Raw genomic sequence first — 22,214 nt, forward strand, 5'->3', positions numbered from 1 at the left:
CTCTCAGCAACCTTCATCTTGCAACCCCCGTTGAATAATATTATAGATTGGTTCTCTGTGGGTACTGAGAAGATTAAAATTCGGATATCTTCTTTTTAAACTTTTCAATATCTTATTACGAATATAAGAATTATTTTGTAAAACACCCCCTTGTAAAATTAATGAAAAGTTATTGTCTGTTTCTTCTATAACATGAGATATAGCGACTAATAGGAGCTTTTCCAGTTCATAAGAAGCTTGATCTAATATTTTTTGACTTACTTCATCTCCTTGATTCAATCCCTGTTCCACTACCATTGTCAAAGCAGCTACATCGTCTACTGAGTAATGTTCGCTATACACCCAATTGTATAAATCCTCTAAGGAATTAAATTGGAAATGCTGAAGTAGTAATTGAGCAAGAATGGTGTTCTTTTCACGACCATCATACATTTTTAGAACTGAACGAATGGCTTCTTTCCCTATCCAATATCCACTTCCCTCATCCCCTACCCGATGCCCCCAACCACCTACACGGACAATTTTTCCCTTACCATTATGCGCATAAACAATTGATCCTGTGCCGGAAATAAGTAACGCTCCAGGGGTTTTTGGTGTAACACCTAACAAAGCTGCAAGGCAGTCGTTTTCAATTACCATATGATTTACCTCTATTGACAAACTACTTATAGCTTCCTGTACAATATCATTTACAATAATCTCGTCTTTTTTTGTATCTATACCCGCTAAGGCGAATATTGCCTTCTTAAAATGTAAGGGATATGAAAGTAAAGATTGATTAATCGATTTGAGTGCTTCTTGCACTGCCATTTGAATAGATTGAAGAGCTATATCTCGACCTACTACTTGATAATTTGATGCTCCTCCATTCCCCTTTCCTAAAATTTCACCTTTATAATTAGCAATCACAGCTATTGTTTTTGTACCGCCACCATCGACAGCTAGCAAGGGATAAACTTGTTTATTCATTATCTTCCATCCATTTCTTGATAATTGTTTCTATCTCTTTGTTTGCTTTATAAAGTAAAGTTTTCTTTTCTTCTATCCACTCTTGCAAACTTTCTTGTTCTTTCCATCTTTGTTCAATAGCTATTTTCATTCTTTCAGGGCTTGGGCCTCCTTCTAAAACACGAACATGAACAAAATAAATTGGATTAATAGATTTATTTAGTTGGTCTTGAGTTAATTTCAATTCTCTTCCAACAACTTTAATTGCATGCTTATTCAATAAATCTAATGTGAGTGAAGATAGTGGTTGTTCATTTTGAACGAGTTCTTTTACAACCGAACTCACAACTTGATGAGCCTGACGGAATGACAACTTATCATTTCTAACAATAGAATCTGCTAATTCCGTTACGTTGGCAAAACTTTCTTTTGCACGATCTAATAGCTTTTCTTTATTCACTTCCATAGTTATTAAAACACTGGACAATAAATGGTATATGCCTTGTAGTTTATGAATGGCTCTCCACATATATGGTTGCATATCATCTTCTGTATCAACAATATCTCCAAACGGAGTATTATGTAGCATTAATAGGACTGTCTGTGAGTCTCCTGCCACACTAGATAACAGCGATCTCATGTGTTCAATGGATACAGGATTTCGCTTCTGAGGCATAATGGAACTAATTTGAACATAAGGAGCAGCTAATTTGAAAACATCAAATTCTTGAGTTGCCCAAAGTAGAAAATCTTGAATCGACCTCCCTAAATTTAATGCCGATAGCTGTACAGCTGTGGCGGTCTCTGCAATATAATCAGCCCCAGCTACTGCATCCCATGCATTATCAATTATTTCTTCAAAACCTAATAAACGTTGAACTTGTTTTCTATTAATTTTAAAACCTGACGTAGTTAAAGCTGCAGATCCCATACTACTTCTGTTTACTGTTTTAAAAGCAGATTGTAATCTCTGAATATCTCTTGTAAGCATATCGGTCATTGCATTAAAATAATGAGCTAATGTAGTTGGCTGAGCTTGTTGCGTATGAGTATAACCAATCATTATTGTGTCTATATGTTCTTTTGTCAATTCTATTAAAACTTCTCTAAGTAGAAGACTGCTTTCTAAAAGCTCTAAAATTTTTTTCCTTAGTATCATACGATATATTGCGATTCCCATATCATTTCTACTTCTGGCTATATGTAGGTTACCAGCTATATCTCCTACTGATTCAATAAGCAGTTTCTCAATTTTAAAAAACAAATCTTCAAATTTTGGCTCATACATACTTTTTTTTATTTCATCTATCTTTAGGTTATTAATCCCTTTAACAATTCTTATTGCATCCGATTTAGTAACTAATCCGACATCTACCAGCATAATTAGATGTGCTAAATGAATTTGAATCATTGGTTCTAAAAAATGCTCTTTTGCTTCGTTATAAGCAGGCTCTAAAACCAATTCCATGTATGTTTTAGATGGAAAAGTTTCTCCTTCTTTTGCAATTAACTGCTCACGAAGTGATGTCTTCATGATTCCATTCCTTTCTTGTTCTTTACATGTATTAACCAATTTTTTATTAGTGAGTTCATATTGTTTATTGTCTCTTCAACTATTTTATTTCCCGATTCTAATGACGTTTGTTGAATCATCCCTGTATATCCGTCCCAAGAATTTGGAATTCCTTCCACTAAAACATAAGGTAATTTAGATAATAAAGGAGTTTCATTAAATTCTTGATCCTCGTTCTTTATATGAACAAGATCCGGTCGGAAAGCTTTAGTTGCTGACATTTCATATGGTCCCCCATGTCCTCTACCCTTCGTATTAATGAATCCTAGCTCCTCCGCTTTATCAATTTCAACCATCTGCCACCAATTTATTAACAGAATACTAGCATCCTTATAATTGGCAGTCACATACTCAGCAACAGTCCGTGAAATTCCTATATTCCCATCGTGAGCATTTAGCAAAATAATATTAGAAATTCCCTGCTTTAAAATTCCCTCTAACACATCAATCAAGTATTCTTGAATGACAGAAGGACGAATGGAAATAGTACCAGGATATTTCGCTGTTTTTCCAGGACATGCCGTGAAAGGAATTGTCGGATAAATGACAGCATTAAAACTAGAATCTATTTTATTTGCAAAGCCATCAGCTAAAATAATATCTGTTCCATATGGAGAATGAGGACCGTGGTACTCAAAACTTCCTAACGGAACAACTGCAAAGTCAGCTTGAATTAGTTTATGAAAGTCTCTACCATGTATATCAGTAGCTCTCACTTTCTATCCCCCGTTTCATATAACGGCCCCCGCTTTGCCGCCAGCTAATTTTTGCGATATGAATAGTACAATCATAATGAGCAATATTTGTAGTACACCATAAGCGCATGCTGTTCCGAATTGAAAAGCATACATTTTTTGGAATATCGCTACAGATAAAGGCATCGTCGAAGTACTATAAATTAGAATAGATGCAACAAATTCGCCAATTCCCTCGACGAACGCCAATAAAGTACCCGCCAAAATTCCTCCCGTCATTAAAGGTAAAACAACCCGTCGAAATGTATACCACCAACTTGCACCTAAACTCCTTGCTGCTTCTTCAATGGATTGGTCCATTTGCATTAAACTTGCAGAAGTTGAACGGAATACCAAAGGTAAATGTCTCACAAAATATGCAAGCGGCAATATCCAAAAAGTCCCTATTAATACTTGATTAAAGCTAAAAATACTTGGCTCGCTAAAAGCAGCGATTAAATTAACCGCAACCACTGTACCAGGTAATGCCCACGGCACCATAATTAAAATATCCAACAATGTTTTTCCCTTAAATTGAAACCGAACTATTGCATAAGCAGCAGCAACACCAAAAATGATATTTCCTACAGTCGCGATAAAACTCATCTGAATACTATTCCATATAGGCCTCCATGTTTTCTCATCAGTAAATAATGCGATATAATGGTCAAAAGTGTATGCAGTAGGTATAATCTGTGTTCTCCATTCTCCATCTACGGAAAATGAGATTAATACAATTACAAGAATAGGTAACATTAAAATAATGACGCCAGCCATTGACAATATCAGAGAAATATATTTCATCCATGATGTTCGCACTTCTCTCCGATGTACTCCTACACCTTTACTTTGATTTTGGTAATTTCTCCTATTTTGATACCATTTCATTGTAATTAAAAATAAAATGGATACAATAGACAAAATGGTCGATTGTGTTGCCGCCATATCTAAATTTCCATTTGTCCTCGAAAGATAAATTTGCATAGTCATTGTTCTTTCTACGCCAAACATTAATGGAGCAGTATATGACGCCATCGATATCATAAATACAAGCAGAGATGCCGCCACCATAGCAGGAGTTAGCATTGGTAAAATTACTTTTCGCCATATATGAATTCTTTTCGCTCCTAAGCTAGTAGCAGCCTCCTCTAAAGAGGGATCTAAATCTCTAATAGCAGCAGAAGCCGTTAAATAGAAATAAGTATACATTGTAAATGTATGGACAACAATAACACCAAAAATTCCTTTCAAAGCAAAAGGAACTTTATCCAAATGAAATAGAGCCTGTAGCGCCCTTGGTATAATACCGCTTTCGCCGTATAAAAACCAAAAAGACAATACACCGATTAATGGAGGCAATGCCATCGGCACAAGAACTAAAACAGATAATATTTTTCTTCCTGGGAAATCATACCTCTCAAGTAGAAAAGCCATACTAACCCCAACAATTGCACATGTTATTACGCTAATAATAGAAATATAAACGCTTGTCCATAAAGCTTCTAAGTTTGCTTTACTCTCTATGCTAAAAAATTTCTTATAATTTTCTAAACTAAATGTATTATCAACTCCTGAAATACTTTGCAAGAAAGTTTGGTAAAACGGATATATAACATAAGCTAATAAAACTAAAAATAACGGCGAGATTAATACGTAAATAAAGTACTTTGATTGTGTTAATCTATCCCATTTGCTATTTTTCAATTTGTTGATTTTTTGAGAGCTCATTTTCTCACCTCTCTTATTCTCCGATAATGTATACACTTTGTGGAGGGATATGTATCGAAATAGAGTCTCCTCTTTCTAAAATTTTCTCACCTTTATTAATAACCATTACCTTTAATATATGATTATTTATTTTTACAATATAATTAATACTTACTCCTGTAAATTCAACAAATTCCACTGTTCCATTTAAAGAATTAGGTCCATCCTCTACTAAAATGGCTTCCGGGCGAATAGAAAGGTTCACATAACTTCTTTTTGTTAATTTTGCTTTTGGAGATATATTATTTGTTTTTCCTTTAACAATCGTTCCATCTTCTATTTTTATAACAACATATTCTCCTTCAATATCTAAAATTTCCCCTTTTAAAATATTTGATTCTCCGATAAAAGAAGCAACGAAATGATTTACAGGTCTATTATAAATGTCTTGAGGAGTGCCTATTTGTTGCACTTTGCCATCTTTCATAACCATAATTCTGTCAGACATTGCCATCGCTTCTGATTGGTCATGGGTTACATATATAGTAGTAACACCTAATTCCACTTGCAGACGTTTAATTTCTAATCTTGTTTCCTCACGCAATTTTGCGTCTAAGTTCGATAGAGGTTCATCAAGAAGTAAAATACTCGGTTCAATGACTAATGCTCTAGCTAGAGCAACTCGTTGTTGCTGCCCTCCAGAAAGCTCTGTAATTTTTCTATCTCCATATCCGTCTAAATGAACAAGTTTTTGAGCACGTATCACTTTTTCTTTAATAACTGATTTAGGAACTTTTCTTACTTCAAGTCCGAAAGCAATATTTTCAAAAACAGTCATATGAGGAAACAATGCGTAGTTTTGAAAAACCATTCCTATATTCCGTTTATCTGGATTAACATATGTAACATCTTCATTATCGAAATAAATCCTCCCTTCTGTAGGAAAATAAAACCCCGCTATCATTCGAAGAGTAGTGGTTTTACCACAACCGCTGGGGCCAAGGAGCGTGAAAAATTCTCCTGGCGCTATATTAATATTGATATTTTCTACTCCTTTTTTTGTTCTAAATAATTTACTAATATTTTCCAATTTAACACTTTTCAACTTCCACACCCCTCTTGTATACAGAGCAGGGCAAAATTTCACCCTGCTCCATAAACTTATGAAAAAATTAGTTTTTACCTTTAATATTTTCGTCCCAGTATTGCATCCATTCCGCTTCTTTTTCTGCTAGTACATTCCAATCAATTTCAAAAGTTTTTAAATCTAATTTTTTATACCAATCTGGCATTTCTTCCTTAGAAATGTCAGTTCTTGTTGGGATTTGGTATAAGTCTTTAGCTAAAACAGATCTTACTTCTGGATCAAAAAGGAATTCGTAAAATAATTTTGCATTTTCTTTATTTTTCGCTCCTTTTACAATCCCAACTCCATCAACAAGAATTGGAGCCCCACTTTTTGGATAAACATAATCGAAAGGTTGATTATGTTCGTATTTTTGAATTAAAATATCTTGGAGATTCCACAAAGAAATGATCCCTTCTTGACGGGCCAATTTTAGATATAGATTAGTCGGGTCTTGAGTATATTCTTTTGTATTTGCGTCTAATTTTTTCAGCCATTCATATCCTTTTTTTGGATCATTAGGATCTTGGCGATAAATCATGGAAGCATAGATAGTTCTCATTGTTCCAGAAGCGAGAACACCTCGAATAAGGATTTTATCTTTCCATTTTGAATCTAAAAGGTCATCCCAATCTTGGGGAGCAGTTTCCGGAGTTAAAACATCGCTATTAATCATAATTACCTCCGGCAATAGCATTTCACCATACCATCGATGTTTTGGATCTTTATGTTCCGGTTTTATATATTTATCAAAACTTGGTTTATATGGCTCTAATAAATCTTCATTAGCAGCTACTGAAAGTGCAGATTGCGTGCCGCCCCACCAAAAATCTGCTTGTGGATTTGCTTTTTCTGCACGAACGCGTTCCAAAATTTGTTGCGCCCCCATTGTCAATACTTCAACGTCAATATTCGGATATTTCTTTTTAAACATCTCCATTACTTTATCTACTACTGTTTGATCACGTGCGGTATAAATTACTAGCTCTCCCTCTCCACCTTTTTGTTTATCTTTACTCCCTTCATTCGTACTACTTGTGTTTCCGCTACAAGCAGTCATTAATAACATGAGCAAAGCAATAAAAACTACTGCAAATTTCCTTACTCTCAACATTCTTACCCCCTTAATATTTAATAAAATACTCTATTCAAAAGCTGACTTGATTATGGCTATAATTGTCCAAAGCTAAGTGAACAGCTCCATACAAGCCAGCTTTAGAACCGAGAGAAGTAATTTTAATTTTCGGCGACTTTGGCAAGTATTTATTTACTATACTTACAAGATAAGATAATGACTTTTGATTTAACTTTTCCATTTCTCCAGCAAGGATTACTAACTGAGGATCGAGGATACTAGATAAATTGATAATGGCTACAGCCCAATGATATAAAACTTCTTCTAATAGTTGCTTTGCCTTTTCATTAGTTAACTCGTTTTCTTGCAAAAACTGTACAGGAGACTGATAACCAATCAACTTAAAGCCGTTATTCTCTAATTTTCTTCTTATTCCTAGCAAGCCGTAGTTTGTCTCGAATACTCCCATGTTAGGTTTAGTTACTATTTGATTACCTATCATCATGTAGCCTATTTCTCCCGCAGCTGAATGAAATCCTTTGTAAAATTTTCCATCTATAACAATACCACTTCCTATTCCATTACCTACAAACAAATAAACAAGATTTTTTATGCATTTCTCATCCCCTTGATAAAACTCTCCAATCGTCATCACATTCACATCATTATCCACGATAACTGGAATCCCTAGACGAGATTCTATTTCTTCTTTTAGATGAATATCTGACCAATCAACTTCAGGTGAAAACCCAAACTTTTTATCTGACTCTAGGGAAATGCCTGAAATACCAATAACCATTCCTAATATATCTTCTTCACATACTTGCTGTTGTTTTAGTAAAGTCTTAACACTTTTTTCAATTAAATTAATTATATAATATCCATTTGTAGGAATTTGGAAATATTCAATTGTTGTATCTACCCAGTCACCATTCATATCAGCTAGAATAATAGACAGGCTGTTACCTTCTATTACAGATCCTATAACAAAGTTCGATTTGGCATTATACTCCAACAAAATAGGGCGTTTACCACCTGTTGATGTTCCTATTCCTACCTCAACAACTAACCTCTCTTCAATTAGCTCTTTTACAAGTTCTGAGACACAAGGACGACTAAGTTTTGTTTTTTTGGCAATATCCGCTCTTGATTGACGGGGATTTCTTTTTAATTCATCTATTATCAATTTCCTGTTCATAGATTTTACAAGTTTTGGACTAGCTTTTCTCGAAGTAGGACTCATCAGATTCCCCCTATTTTGTTTTGTATTGTATTTAGTTAGTTAGCCTAACTAAGTTGAGAAGATTATATAATGAAAACGATTTAAAGTCAATATATTCAGAATATTTACTTTTTATCCTTGATAATTATATCTATCCCCTTAAGCGCAGTTTGTTCATGTTGAAGCGTTTCGGAAACACATACATATAAAGCGAATATACAATGAGCAACTCGAATGAAAACGGAATAAAAAATCATGGAGCAAAACATAGTCAATACAAACAATTGCAAATTATCCTTACATCACTACAATCTAAGTTAACAACATTGTGGGTGACACATGACAACGTTTTCCATATGCAAATAATCTTCAAGTTTGGCAATTACCGACCAAACGAAATTCCCTATGCCCAACCAACATACGCACCGAAAATTCGAGCGACCATAACAAAAAAAGCTGCCCCCATCATCCTTAGGGCAGCTTTCTCCTTTAGCGGGTAACAGCAGGTACCAGGCCAATACATATCCGGGAAAAACGAAGAATAAAACCATAAAAAAGCTGTGCCAGCTCTTTATTTAAACAAGCGGTCGTGGCCAATCGTTATACATTCACTCCACATGCAAAATATTGTTTTAAATCTCTTTATTTCCTCCCATAATGTATACGTTCTCGCTCTCTGTTAAATTCTTCATGCAACTTCCCTTGTTCATATTCCATCAAATAATTTAATGTCTGCTCAATGGTTGCTATTTTCATTGTTATTAATATATCGGAAGAAGTATCCGCATCATCTAATAATGTTCTCTTGTATTTCTCCAGTTCCAAAAGGCGCTCCATTATTTCTTTAAATCCTCTAATGGTCTTTTCATCCTTGTAAATAAAATCACGTTCGAAATCAATGTCCTCTAATTCCTGTTTATATTCGTTAATCGTGTTATCACGCATTTGTCTTGCAAAATCAGCTCTTCTTTGAATCGGACCAAAACGAAATTTATTTCTCCATGATAAAAATGTACTTTTAGGCACGCCTAACTCGCTTGCCCCTTCCCAAGGAACAACATCTCTAATCACGCAAAGTTCATACATAATCTCTTTCAACGGCTTACCGTACTTTTTTTCTACGATTTCTTGATAATCTTTATTTGTCATCATTAGAATCACATCCTTATTGTGAGTTTATCGCTAAATATAAAAACGCTATTTCAGGAGCTAGCTGATGCCAAGCACTGTCTCTTCCTACTCTTCTTTTACCTTTTTATGAACTTCTTCTTCCGTTAGGTCAAATATATGTGCAATATCGGCAATGCTCATTCCTTTTGCAATCATTTTTCGCATCATTTCTCGCTCTTTTTGCTTAGCTCCTTCACGTTTTCCCTTTTGTTCATACGAAATCAACAATTCCAACACTTGCTCTTTTTCTTTCGTTTCCATTTGATTCACCTCGTTTCGTAATCGCTGTTCTTCTTCATCCGACAATTTCACATATGTTTCAAAAAAGCCCATTAACAACCTCTGCTTTGCTTCATCCAGCTCTAAACGAACTAACATGCGTAAAAACTGTTTTTTCAATTCGATTCATTCACTTTCAGTATAACCCATTTTGCTTAACAGCGCGGCGGCGATCGGGTTGCCAATGCGGATGTAGTTGCGCCAATTTTGTTTGCGTAGTTCGACGGTGAAAAAGCGGAAGTGAAGGATGTTGCCAAACGGAAGTTGAAGCGTAAACGAAGATGGCTCATCGCGGATGGTATCGTAGCTGAAAACGGCAATCGGAACGACATTCGTGCGGTATTTCTCAAACAAGCGGCTGAAGTAAATGAACATCCGTTCAGGAAACGACGGTTGCACGTAGCTTTGATTTTCAATATGGACGATGATCAGCCCGTCTTCCCCTTTTAATTTCGTTTCGACTAACAAATCGACGCGATATTTCTCCCCTGCCGTCACATCGATGAACAGTTCTTCGGATAAAAAAGACAAATGCTGAAAATCAATATACTCGTACATTTCGGGGAAAAAGAGAAGGATAAACTCTTCAAAAAATGCTTGGATCAACTCTTTGAACAAGCGGCCATGGTCAACAGCCATACATTCACCACACACGCGAAAATTCATATACGTTATTTCGACAACATGTGCGAAATTCCTGCATAAGATAAAACAAAAACAGAGAGCCAAGCAATGACTCTCTGCTTCTACAAATCCCAGCAACCCTTAGAGAGTGACGGACAAGTAACCCTTTCATTTCATATCACACAAACGGCAATGCCTGCTCATGCTGCGAACGCGGGTGAATGAGCCCGCGGTTATGGAAAGCAGAGCTTAAATCGGCGTAGTGGATCGTAACCGGCAAGCGTGTCTTCAGCATGGAATGAATATGCATAAACGATAGCTTATATACATCAGAAACAATCTCATGAACAGACAGACCATTCGTTTTTTGCACAATTTTTACAAGTTGAGCCATGCCAACAAACTCTTTCGGATCTGTCGCACATAAATACGCCGTGTTTCCTTTTGAATAGTATATTCCTTGCTTTGTCACCCATTTTTTATTTGAATAAATAGCCATTCTTCTTCGCGTTTTTTTATGATTTAGTTATCAATTATTCTTGAACTCACTTTTTTTAAACCTACACTTTCAAACTTGGAAATCAATTCGTCTAACTTAGAACGAATGATCTTATATATGTTATATTTCTTTACAAACTGTCGAATGACACTTTCCAGTTGATTTGCCCAGTCGACATTCGGTATACTTTTAGACATAGGTAGGGTTCTCCTTTCTCTGGAATGTGTTGTGGTCCAAATCAGAGAATACCCTACCTTTTTTCTTTTTGCCTAGCAAAATGCTTTACACAAAATTTTATACATCATCCGGCAAAATCTTCTTACTCCTTTCGCCTTAAATTTGATACTTTTCTACTACACCAAAAAGCTTTCTACTGTTTATCCTAACTATACTTAACTAAAAATTTTGTCAAATTGTGTCGCAAAACAAAAAAGACAGAAACCTGAGTGGCTTCTGTCTCAATATAAGCTTATTATATTATAAACTGAGCGCCCGCAGCATAAACACATCAACGTCATTTTCCGAACCGGCAAACTCAATATCCGTCCCAATTGCTTCAAAGTGCTTGCGAGCAAATTTTATTTTATCTTTCTAACACACAAATTCTTCATATGTTAGTTATCTTTAGTTTCAGAAAAGAAGTATATGTTTTTTCTTAATCTTGACCAATAAAATTAGTTACTATGCCAAACCTTTCGGCAATATGAACTTGTCAGTATTCTCCCCGCTTCTCTGCTACCATTGAATTTGAATTAGGTTGAGTTGCATATTGAACCTCATTTAATCGTTTTCTTAAATAATTTTCTAACTCTTTATTCGTGCAATAGACAAAGCATCCTTTCTGGCCTCGTGTCAATAAAGTTCTGTATGTATTTCGAATAATCTCATCTGCAAGTTTCAAAGCCTCTTCTGGTTTTTCTTTCAACATTTTTCTTAAACCTTTCAGTGATTGGTCCGTTTTAGCGCGCTTCGTATAATCTGTTTGAACTTGTCCGTCTTTATAGATTAAATCATCCCCAATAATCACACCTACATAGTCAAACTCTAGTCCCTGGCACGTATGGATGCAGCCCGCTTGATGAACAGAGTCTTCATCAATTGCCCATGTTTCGGAATTGGCAAGATTCCAACTCATACTAAAGTTATATTCGGGAATAACAATATCATGAATATTTGGATTGTTTTTTCCTTCTTTGATCCAATCCCAACAATATCCAGCTACTATACGGGATTTATTGTTTACTTTATTTAGCCTTTCGATTTCTTTACGTAATTCATTTGGATTAGAGTAAATACGAAAATCATAATTGCTGTCGAAGTAATTGTAGTTTGCTGTTTTACGAATTTGCAACACATCATCAATCCAAGCTAAATAGCCATCAGAGCCGTTGCAGCGAAACTGAGACTCGAGTTTCATTTTAGTTATGCTTGCTTTATATTCGTTCGCAAATTTTTGAATCATCTCTATACTTCCAATATCCTTTAATGTAACACGCTGCCGTTCATCGATGAAAAAAATGGCTAGTTTTGATGCATGGATAATTTCTTTTATTTGGTTTTCTCCAAGATTTTGAAACATGCCTGATTTCTCATTAAGACGGTGTGCTTCATCAACAATAAGAACGTCAAATTCATTCGGAAGCGCATTAACATAGCTCCCAGAACTAGTAAACAAATTATCAATATGACTCTTTCGAAAATCGCCTTTTAGCTTTTGAGCATATACTTTTCTTGGTGCAGCGTTTTTCGTAACGTATTGGCAAACGAGATTGCGGTTGGTCAATTCCACAAGTAGATTAATCGCCAACACGGACTTTCCTGTTCCCGGGCCACCTTCGACAATTAACACTTGTTTTTGATTTGTACTAACTGCTTTCGCTGCTAATTGAAGAGCTTCTTCGTACACAACCTTTTGGTCATCAATCATAATAAACTCTTGATTACCTTTTAGCATACTATTCAAAGAATCTTGAAGAGATTTTGATGGACGAATGCGTCCATTTTCAATTTTATAAAGATTCTTCTTGTTATCTCCGTATTTTATATGTCGTTTTATAAAGGAACGTAACTTCGCGGCATCTCCTTTTAAAAATAAAGGTGCTTTATTAATATAATATTGATAGATCTCATCGGTCACGGGATCGCTTTGTCCTAAACGGATATAATTATGTAAATACGCACACGGATAAAGCTTAATATCATCATTTTGGACATTTTCGTTGTAATCTTTGATCAAAGATGCATAAGACCATGCTTGATAGGATGGATGAGTTGTCTCTACAAGATGACGATTAATCACCGTTTTTACTATTGCTTCTTTACCATTAACCTTTTCTACGCTTTCCCATTGTTTTAATTCCACAATGACGACAGAATGGTTATTACGTTCATCGATCCCAGAAATAAGAAAGTCCACTCTTTTAGAAGTATGAGGAATTTTAAATTCAATCGCTATTCCTGTATTACTTGGAATTTCGTGATCGCTCAACACGCGATACATATACTGCATCGAATTATCCCATGCTCGAATCTCACGTTCGTTTATTCCGCCAATTTTTGCTTTAAAATTTTCGCAAATATTTTGTACAAGTTTATCCTCAAATACATCATTTAAAAATTCATCTTTCGTTGCTTCATACACAATCATCTCTATCACCTTTTTGTGACATAATTCACGTTTTTTCTACATCTAACAAATCAATTAATACTATTTCAACTTTATAATTCAGTATATTTCTTTTTTGACCCAAATGATTTCTCAATTGGATACTTCTGTTCATTTTTCTTTATTTTATCTATAACAGCTTTTTCCACATCAATCCCTAATTCATGTGATAGCAGGAGTGCATAAATGACTACATCGGCAATTTCGTCTTTTATATTTTCCAAGTTTGTTTTTACAGCTTCTTCGCTGCTTTTCCATTGGAAATTTTCCAGCAGCTCTCCTGCTTCCAAGGATAATGAAATCGCTAAGTCTTTTGGGGTGTGAAACTGTTTCCAATTGCGCGCATCGCGAAATTCAATGATTTTTTGCTGCAAGTGTTTCATGATTACTACCTCCAATAGTGCTATTTTTCTTTAAATGTTATCGCTATCCATCAATCTCACCATCTCCTTAAACACCATCGATGGCTGTTTAAGCAAAGCGTCTACCGGAAGTGTTTTGCGTTTAGTTCCTCTTGTGATGACTAGTTGCTCCCCTTCGAGCTTTATGACAATATCTTTGATTCGGTACGCTATAATTTTAGACGCTTTATCCAAGTATCGGTCATCCAGGTCAAAGCGGATGCGGTCGGACAGTCTCCGCAGCATTCTCCATAAGGCGATTTCTTCTTTTGATTTCATGAACAATTCAGGAAGTTCTTTCGCTTCTTTTAATGTGTTTAAAGTCGACATCGTATAGACCGATATTCCATAGCCGACCGGTCGGATAATGTCCTTTAAAAAATGCCAGCTTTCGATCTCGAATCTCACGTACTCCTCTGAACTGTTTTTTGGCAGTTCGTTGATTTCGTATCGTTTTACAAACTTTACATCGGCGATCTTTCCAAAGCAAGTTACTCCGTTTATCGGTGCCGCTCCTTGTTTTGGATAAAGAGCGATGTATTTCGCTTCTTGCCAGCCTTTTTTCAGCCGTTTTACCGGAATATGATAAAATCGGTGTCTCAGATGAGCGTGATAGTTTCGTGCGCTAGGAACCATTCCGACAAGCACTTTTTCATCGAAAGAAGATCGCCATTCCTCCATAATTCCTTGCGGTAAAATTCCTTCTTTTTGCAGTTCCTCCGGGCTTTTTTCGATCAGCCGCTCGATCAATTGTTCGACTAGCCGGGTCGCGTTTGGTAAAAACGGCAGTCCGCCGATATTGACTTCATTAATGCTTTTGTACAGCTTGTGCTCTTGATAGCTATCCTCGTCGTACCAAGGAAATAATACATAAGCGCCAAAGGCGGTTCTTTCATAAGGTCCGTTGTGGCGGACAACGAGCGAATCGCGGTAACGGTGCATCGTATTGATGTCTTCTTCCATTGGGCCAGGAAGCTGATAACGTTTTTGATAGCTGCTTCCCTCCACCGCGAAATCAACACGATATTTCGCGTCGAAAATATAATTAAACGTATAATCTTTTCCTTTCTTCTCGATCGACAGCATCGTATCCGGAATTTGCGGAATGGTCGGCAGCCTTCCTTCGTATTTTTGATACGTCAAAATAATTTTTTCGCCCGTGTGCGGATGTTCGTATACCCGCTTTGCGGAGCGGTTTTTTTCTAGATTGACGAATAACCCCGTTCGATTCACTCGAATAATGTCTTGGCTGACAAGTTTATATTTTTTGCCTAACAGTTGTCCCAGCTTTAGAAAAGTCCAATACTCGTACAATGTCGCCACGTCTTTGACGGACATTTGATACAGCTTCCCCTGCAGCGCAAGGCCACGTGTCACGATTAAAAAAATTTGATACGCATCGCGATATCCCGGCGCCATTTGCAAGACGAGGCTCATGATCGAACGGTCCAGTTTCCCGATCGTCCGCCAAAACGCATTGTTTGTTTTCGCTTCGAGCACGCGTTTCATATCCATGATTTTCGCTAGCAAGTCCGGATCCGCTTCTACTTCGTATCGTTTGTTTTTCGACTGCACCTTTTCCCATAAATCGTGCAATTTATCGATTAAACGTGCCATCATCCATTTGACAAAACGATTTTCTAACGTATCATACGTCAATTCTTTTTTCATTTTTAAACCGGAGATCGGCATCAGTGAACGGTGTTGAATCCTTATTCCGTTATGGACTTCACAAAATAATTGCGGTCTTTTCCGCAAATAGTTTCTTCCCTTTTGGTCCAAGCGGTCAAGCTGGTCGCCTCTCGCTTTAACATGGGTCGTCACAAGCTGATGGTGCGGCTGCCGCTCGATTTGCCCAATGGCTTGGAGAAAGTCGTGAAAATGCGCCTCCATCAGCCGGAAAAATTCGCTTCGGGAAGGAATGCCGTCTAGTTTTGCTTTCGCCCGCTGATACGTTTTCTTAATAAAATGAAACGCGAGATTATAAATTTCATCGCTTACTTCTTGGAGAAGCTTTTGATAGTCTTCCTTATAATTTAATTTCGTTGGAAAAATTTCGATCGTCACTTCTAACAGGACTTTATCCCCAGTTCGGATTTCAAACGTCGACAATCCCACTTCATTTTGAAAATGAAGGTTTCCCATTAGTACGTATCGATTGCCGATGCTGACTCGATCGACCGCTCTTCTTAACGATGGATATTCATGATAAAACGTTAATTCAACATCGTTTTTCGGAGAAACGATGATTTGATAAATGCCATTTTCAAAAAAGATTGGCCGGTGGCCCGCAGACCATTCTACAAGTCTTTGCTGATCAATATCAAATATCTTTACTTCGAGAACGTCTTCTCCTTTGATAAAAAACTCCATCGATTCGTGAAAGTCGAGTTTGCGGTATTGCTGGAGTCCTTTATATTGCTCGTGATAAGGCTTTCCTTTGATCACGATCGTTAAATGTTTCGTTTCAATATGGACCAGCTCTACATCCTCACGAACCAACCCAGAAGGAGGTAAAGCCATCGTCTGCTAACCTCCTTAACATGTGCAAAATTTTATCGGCGCTTTTTGGATATTTCGCGTATGTAAAATCAAGCAAGGCATCGTATTCCCCGTTCAATTCAATGCCAGTGCAGAACGTAAATAGTTGTTCCAGGGCGCGCTGCACTCTCGCATCGCTCCCAGAGACGCGCGGCAAAATTTTCTGCAAGAGGCAATGATCAAACGCGTTTTCAAATGTCATTAGCTTGCCTTCTTCGTTATAGGCAAGATAAAAGCAGATTTCATCGCGGACGCGGTAGCCGATGTGTGCTCCTAAAGGCTGTAAATAGGTATTGATTTTCACCAGCTCGTTCGTTGCTTTTTCGACAATATGCGGATACCGCTGATACACGTCTTTTAAATGCAAATATTTAGCGGCAAATGCTTCCTGATTCAGCTTCATCGGTTCCACTTGCTTTAACTCTTTTAAAAAATCGAGATGATCAAGCTGAACGCGATTGAATTCAATCGTATTGGCGCGGTCTAATACTTTTTTGCTGAAAGGATGGGTCGTTTCATCCATATTGACTGTGCCAATAATGTAGACATTGGCAGGAAGGTAAATATCCCGCCCCGCGATTTCTTTCGGAAGCAGCTTAGAAGAAACGATTTTCCCGTTTTCCCAGCGCCGGCTTTCCATCACGCTGAGAACGTCGCTGAAATAATGCTCCACCCTCGCCAGGTTCATTTCATCGAGCAAGACAAAATACGGCTCTTCTTGATTTTGTTCCGCCTCCCGCACTACTTTCGTCAGCGGCCCCGCCTTAAATTCTCCTTTAATATCTACGTATCCAAGCAAATCCGATCCGTCGTTCCAGTCGGGGCGGACAGGAATTAGCGTAAACCGTCCGTTTTCTTCCGTTGCGCCGACACTCTCGGCAAGCCATTGAACGATTTTTGTTTTCCCGGTTCCGGAAATCCCTGATAAGATGACAAACGGTTTCGTTTTTAAAGACAAAAAGAGATTCGTCACTTCTTCTTTCGTATAATAAAACCCTTTGCCAGAGATGTAAGAGTGAATATGATTAACGATCGTTTGATACGAATGCGATTCAGATATTGGTTTCATGTCCATCTTAATCTCCACATATTTTTCGTAGTATTCGATCATTTGCCGCAAGTCGTGCCGCAGTTGCTCGTCCACAGGCATATCGTCGATCGAATAGGCGATATAGGCGGCGACAGAGTCTTTATACTCTTTTGCTTTTTTGCTTTCGCCAAGGTCGATTTCATCATCTTTTTTCACGTTGCCGCTCATCAGTATCGTTTGGCGGATTTCTTGTTTAATGCGAAGCATTTCTTCTTTCGGTGTTTCCGTCACGCCTTGGGCGAATGTCAGATATAATTTGCTCATATCGTCGCTAAATAGATAAACAATATAATATCCGCGCTGCGTGGAAGTAGTGACTTCTTTATTCATAATGGCGACCCAAGGGACATCCGTCCATACCCCTTGGCCAACCGATCCTTTTATCACGTAGCGATCTTTCGGGATAAAAGGCAACTTCTCGATTGCTTGCGGAATCGCTTTCGTCACTAATTGGAACACCGGCTGCTCTCTGGAAAATCTCTCTCGCTTCTCTTGCAAGTATGTTTTCATCACTTGTAAGAAAAGATCGCGCATTGCCATTTGGAATTGCTCCTTTAAAAGCTGTTTCTGCTAATATGATAAACTAGTAACTTTTACCTTATATTTTACAAAAATAATAGACGAAACGTCTAATAATTCTTGAAAATTATGATACAAAAAGCCTAATCGGATACATCAATACACAAAAAAACACCATCCCTACAGCACAACAACGTGCATGGGACGGTGGATGCCGACTTAATCATTTACTACTTTTAACGACAAATCATGCAGTACGTCAAAATATATCTCAAACGTCCCCCATACGATACTGTTCGTAAATTTGCTTTTTCAGCTTCGGATGTAAATGACAGCTGCACTCTTCGGAAAACAGTTTATCTATGAGGTGCTTCAATTCAGACTGATCAATGATCTTCCACTCATAAGCACAGCACAAAATTCCCAACGTGCCAGTATACTCAATACCGTAACTCTCACATGCATTCATGATTCTTTTTTCATTAGATGTACACAAAATCATATCTTGCCTGGCAATCGCGATGAGCTCGGCGTCGTACTCGCTCAACCCTGTCCACTCTGTCAGTAGCTGGTACATTAATCCATACCCTTCTTCTGTATGCAAGGTCGCTATTTCGTATTCTACCTGTTGCAGCACCATTCGGATGTCATCAGGTGTTTCGTTCGATATAATGCTTTCCGGGATGTATACTTGGCTGAAAACTTTTGTTAACAGATCCATTCTTCCAAGTTCATAAAAATCATTGAGAATGTTATTATCCATCACCGCCCTCTTCTTATAAAGCCCCCGTATTTTCCGAATATTCATGATCCCCATACCATCCCTTTATTGTTTCTCTAGCGGCTTGTAAGCTGCAGTTGAGTATTTCACATACTTTATTGATGGTAATGCGTTCCTCTAGATATGCCTGTCTAACAAAATGCATCAGCTTGCGATTTTTTGGAATATAGTCAATCGGAGCGGGCTCTTTGTCCATGTACCCTTGTTCCCGTAGCTTTTTCCGCAGAGAGCCGTATACTTGTTGAGAGATGTATCCTTCGTCTAACAGTGCCATCATCAATGCTTCTGCACTCACGAAGAATTGTTGTTTCAAATCCAGAATCGTTTGGATGGTGACAAATCCTTTAAAACGATATGCATATTCCTGCAACAGTTCGCGCGGGATCAAAAAGTAGCTTGCAAACAACATGGCCACTTTCTCGTTGATTTCTTTTCTTGCATTACTGTAGGTAAGCGCACTATTATCATTCGAGTATTCATCGCGGTGAAAAATGAGATGGCCCAGTTCATGAACGGCACTAAACCGCTTCCGCTCTTCCGGTATTTCACGGTGATCATTTAAGAAAATAAAAGCCCCTTTTTCCTCAGAATAGGCGGACAGCGCATCTATTTTTTTGTCAAACTCTAAAGCAACAAGATGGATGCCATGATTCTCTAAAATAGAGTAAATATCTTCCGCCACCGCATGGTCTAAACCAAAATCTTTTCTAATTTGCTCCGCTACATGTTGAATAACCTTTTTATCATTTTCCAACAGTTTGTTGTCTCTCAATTTCAATTTGTACGTAGGCGGCAAATAGGAAAAATTCACTTCGCCATACATATTTAGCAGCTCATAATAGTCGTTAAATATTCTGTTGACTTTATTTCGGGCGATAAGATCAAAGTTTTGCTGCGGATTATCGGCCCGAAACATAAAAGAAAGCGCTTCATCTCTTCTTTTGTCGTTCGGCGGAATCATGAAATCTTTCATTGGAATGTTAAAATGGCGGGATAGTTTAAACAGCTTGGCACTATCAAGAATTTGCTCACCGTTTAAATACTTGGCGACCGTTTGTCTTGTTACCCCCATAATATCGGCTAAATCTTGGTTTTTTAACCCAAAATCTTTCTTTATTTTCTGTAAATTCTCTCCGATCACTTTCTTAATGTCCACTTGTTCACACCTCCTTTGTTAATTATTATTAACAAATTGATCCGTATATAAAAAAATGATGTTAAAAATAATTTCCTTATCTAAAAGATAACATAGGGAGTGGTTTTGCTCAATGGATAAATCATTGCGAAAAAATGGCTAGACGTGCTTCCAACCGGCGGAATTGCCAGCGAATAACAATGTATTCATTGTTAACATCCCACCTGCAGCACATTCAACCAATCAAAAAGGAAAGCCCTGTGGCTTTCCCGTTTCCAACGCTTTCTTCAACTTTTATACGCACAATACGGACGCAGTTTGACGCCGATAAGGCTGCCAAGGAAGGCGAATACGAACCAAATCCAGCCGTGGACGCTGAAGGAGGCGATGCCGCTGAAGTACGCGCCGATGTTGCAGCCAAAGGCAAGGCGGGCGCCGTACCCCATCATCAGGCCGCCGATGAGGGCGCCGATCGTCATGCGCGACGGGCGTCTCCACTGGATCGGTTTAGCGTAGCGGCCGGCAAACGCTGCCGCCAGCAAGGCTCCGAACATTAAGCTGATGTCCATGACCGTTGTCGTATCTTGATACAATGGGCTTTTCAGCGCATTTAGCTTCGCCGGATCCTGCCAATATGCCCACTCGGTTGGATCAACGCCAAACAACTGCACGAATTTCGCTCCCCAAAGCGCGAAAGCGGAAGTGATGCCCCACGGTTTGCCGTTGACCATTAATACTAGAGCGTTCATAACAGCAAGCAAGAGCGCGCCGACAAGAAGCGACCATGGACCTTTATAAATCACTTTCCAGCCGTTTTTATTTTCGATTTTCGTCGAAATCAGTTTGCCGTGGCGGCGTTTTTCGATGACGGTCACGATGTAATAAACGAGCGCCAACAGCGCGAGCTGAAGCAGAAAACCGCCGAACGCGCCAAACTGGTGGATCAGCGAAATCGGCGCCAGATGCGGCGTGTTCATCCAAAAATCAAAATGGGTCGTCGCAATGACCGAACCGGCGATAAACCCGATTAAGGTGACAATGCCGTTCGTATCACCTCCGCCGATATGGTACAGCGTACCCGATGCGCAGCCATCGCCAAGCTGCATGCCAATGCCGAAAATAAACGCGCCGACGATGACGGAAATCCCGACATCATGCACATTGCCCGCCACGGCATGGCCGAAGATGGTTCCTTTCAACAATAGCGGCAAGAAGAAAATGCTTGCCACTAGCATCAGGATCATTTGCGCGCGAATGCCTTCGCCTTGGCGGTATAAAATAAATTTGCGCCATGCAGACGTAAAGCCAAAGTGCGCTTGGTACAAGACAAACCCCCCGAACGCTCCTAACACGTAAAGGAGCGCTTGCTGCCAGGAAACACGGCTATATAAAAACAACGCGCCTCCGATTAACACGATGGATGCAATGGCGATGATCCACGACGTTGGATTTTTCGGAGCGTTTGCTGCTTGCTTGACACTGACGTCCGTTTGTTTTTTCACCGCAATATCCAAGTTGTCTTCCCCCTTTACTAAAATTAAGCACATTATATAATACTATAAATCTGATTGATTTTCTATGTTTTTGCTTCACCGTTTAATGTTAAGTTATACCAGCCGCATGGAGCTGGCATTTTTGAACCCCCCTATGTTATATTTTTTTGTACCAATATTGTAAAAACAGGGTGAGAATTATGTGGAAAGAATTTAAAGAATTTGCCATGCGCGGAAATGTCGTCGACTTGGCTGTCGGGGTCATTATCGGCGGAGCATTCGGCAAAATCGTTTCTTCACTCGTCAATGACATCCTGATGCCGCTGATCGGCTTATTGCTTGGCGGCATTGATTTTAGCGGGCTGTCATGGAAATTCGGCAAGGCCGTCGTGAAATACGGCATGTTTATCCAAACGGTCGTTGATTTTTTCATTATCTCCTTTTCGGTCTTCGTTTTCGTCAAAGTGTTGAATAAGCTGTACCGGCTCAATAAAAAGGAAGAAGAAGTCAAAGATACAGCGCCGACTTTAACGAAGGAAGAAGAGCTGTTGATGGAAATCCGCGATTTGTTGAAACAACAGCGGGAAATGCAATAGGCGAATAAAACGAAAGAGCCTGCCCGAGATGAATGG

General features: G+C 38.3%; 17 protein-coding genes and 2 pseudogenes. 1 reads left to right on the plus strand and 18 read right to left on the minus strand.

Translation table 11 applies throughout. The features are described from left to right. Positions 1–3: 3 nt before the first annotated feature. The 18 genes and pseudogenes from BV455_RS02155 to BV455_RS02235 all read right to left on the minus strand — a co-directional run bounded on the left by BV455_RS02155 (position 4) and on the right by BV455_RS02235 (position 21,603). A complete protein-coding gene (locus tag BV455_RS02155; RefSeq protein ID WP_218687704.1) occupies positions 4–969 on the minus strand; it encodes an N-acetylglucosamine kinase in 966 nt (321 codons plus the stop codon). Further along, a complete protein-coding gene (gene argH / locus BV455_RS02160; RefSeq protein WP_218687705.1) occupies positions 962–2,482 on the minus strand; it encodes an argininosuccinate lyase in 1,521 nt (506 codons plus the stop codon). Before argH ends, BV455_RS02155 begins: the two co-directional genes overlap by 8 nt. Continuing rightward, positions 2,479–3,237 (minus strand): creatininase family protein, encoded by a 759-nt coding sequence (locus BV455_RS02165; RefSeq protein ID WP_218687706.1) that lies wholly within the window; start codon positions 3,235–3,237, stop codon positions 2,479–2,481. Before BV455_RS02165 ends, argH begins: the two co-directional genes overlap by 4 nt. A 15-nt stretch (positions 3,238–3,252) precedes the next feature. Continuing rightward, positions 3,253–4,983 carry an ABC transporter permease gene (locus tag BV455_RS02170; protein ID WP_218687707.1) on the minus strand — a complete coding sequence of 577 codons (1,731 nt, stop codon included), beginning with the start codon at positions 4,981–4,983 and terminating at the stop codon, positions 3,253–3,255. A gap of 13 nt (positions 4,984–4,996) precedes the next feature. After that, positions 4,997–6,067: an ABC transporter ATP-binding protein gene (locus tag BV455_RS02175; protein ID WP_218687708.1), complete on the minus strand. Its 1,071-nt coding sequence runs from the start codon at positions 6,065–6,067 to the stop codon at positions 4,997–4,999. Positions 6,068–6,134: 67 nt separating this feature from the next. Further along, positions 6,135–7,202 carry an extracellular solute-binding protein gene (locus BV455_RS02180; RefSeq protein WP_218687709.1) on the minus strand — a complete coding sequence of 356 codons (1,068 nt, stop codon included), beginning with the start codon at positions 7,200–7,202 and terminating at the stop codon, positions 6,135–6,137. A 34-nt stretch (positions 7,203–7,236) separates the two neighbouring features. Then, positions 7,237–8,406: an ROK family transcriptional regulator gene (locus tag BV455_RS02185; protein WP_017436142.1), complete on the minus strand. Its 1,170-nt coding sequence runs from the start codon at positions 8,404–8,406 to the stop codon at positions 7,237–7,239. A gap of 621 nt (positions 8,407–9,027) precedes the next feature. Further along, the gene (locus tag BV455_RS02190) at positions 9,028–9,537 is read right to left on the minus strand and encodes a hypothetical protein (protein WP_218687710.1); all 510 of its coding nucleotides are present in this window, start codon (positions 9,535–9,537) and stop codon (positions 9,028–9,030) included. Positions 9,538–9,621: 84 nt separating this feature from the next. Beyond that, positions 9,622–10,473: pseudogene (locus BV455_RS02195) on the minus strand (Rpn family recombination-promoting nuclease/putative transposase). 163 nt (positions 10,474–10,636) lie between these two features. Next, positions 10,637–10,957 (minus strand): Piwi domain-containing protein, encoded by a 321-nt coding sequence (locus tag BV455_RS02200; protein WP_245005332.1) that lies wholly within the window; start codon positions 10,955–10,957, stop codon positions 10,637–10,639. Between the two features lie 125 nt (positions 10,958–11,082). Then, positions 11,083–11,154: pseudogene (locus BV455_RS20885) on the minus strand (transposase); the annotation flags it as partial. Positions 11,155–11,669: 515 nt separating this feature from the next. Further along, entirely contained in the window at positions 11,670–13,604 is a 1,935-nt protein-coding gene (locus BV455_RS02205) for a DUF2075 domain-containing protein (protein ID WP_218687711.1), read from the minus strand. Between the two features lie 71 nt (positions 13,605–13,675). Then, entirely contained in the window at positions 13,676–14,005 is a 330-nt protein-coding gene (locus tag BV455_RS02210; protein WP_218687712.1) for a nucleotide pyrophosphohydrolase, read from the minus strand. A gap of 30 nt (positions 14,006–14,035) precedes the next feature. After that, complete coding sequence (locus tag BV455_RS02215; RefSeq protein ID WP_218687713.1) at positions 14,036–16,546, minus strand: restriction endonuclease-like protein; 2,511 nt, start codon at positions 16,544–16,546, stop codon at positions 14,036–14,038. Beyond that, on the minus strand, positions 16,515–18,194 hold the full coding sequence (locus BV455_RS02220; RefSeq protein WP_218687714.1) for an MrcB family domain-containing protein: 1,680 nt from the start codon (positions 18,192–18,194) through the stop codon (positions 16,515–16,517). The genes BV455_RS02215 and BV455_RS02220 overlap by 32 nt, the downstream gene beginning before the upstream one ends. 250 nt (positions 18,195–18,444) lie before the next feature. Next, positions 18,445–18,936 carry a PIN domain-containing protein gene (locus BV455_RS02225; RefSeq protein ID WP_245005333.1) on the minus strand — a complete coding sequence of 164 codons (492 nt, stop codon included), beginning with the start codon at positions 18,934–18,936 and terminating at the stop codon, positions 18,445–18,447. 13 nt (positions 18,937–18,949) lie between these two features. Next, positions 18,950–20,110: a helix-turn-helix domain-containing protein gene (locus tag BV455_RS02230; protein WP_218687716.1), complete on the minus strand. Its 1,161-nt coding sequence runs from the start codon at positions 20,108–20,110 to the stop codon at positions 18,950–18,952. Between the two features lie 266 nt (positions 20,111–20,376). Next, positions 20,377–21,603 carry a YeeE/YedE family protein gene (locus tag BV455_RS02235; protein WP_218687717.1) on the minus strand — a complete coding sequence of 409 codons (1,227 nt, stop codon included), beginning with the start codon at positions 21,601–21,603 and terminating at the stop codon, positions 20,377–20,379. A gap of 179 nt (positions 21,604–21,782) precedes the next feature. Between BV455_RS02235 and mscL the strand changes: the two genes are divergently transcribed. Continuing rightward, positions 21,783–22,178, plus strand: coding sequence for a large conductance mechanosensitive channel protein MscL (mscL, locus tag BV455_RS02240; RefSeq protein ID WP_017436170.1), 396 nt, complete (start codon positions 21,783–21,785; stop codon positions 22,176–22,178). The last annotated feature ends 36 nt before the right edge of the window (positions 22,179–22,214 follow it).

Source organism: Parageobacillus caldoxylosilyticus, assembly GCF_019272935.1.
GTDB classification, from domain to species: Bacteria; Bacillota; Bacilli; order Bacillales; family Anoxybacillaceae; genus Saccharococcus; species Saccharococcus caldoxylosilyticus.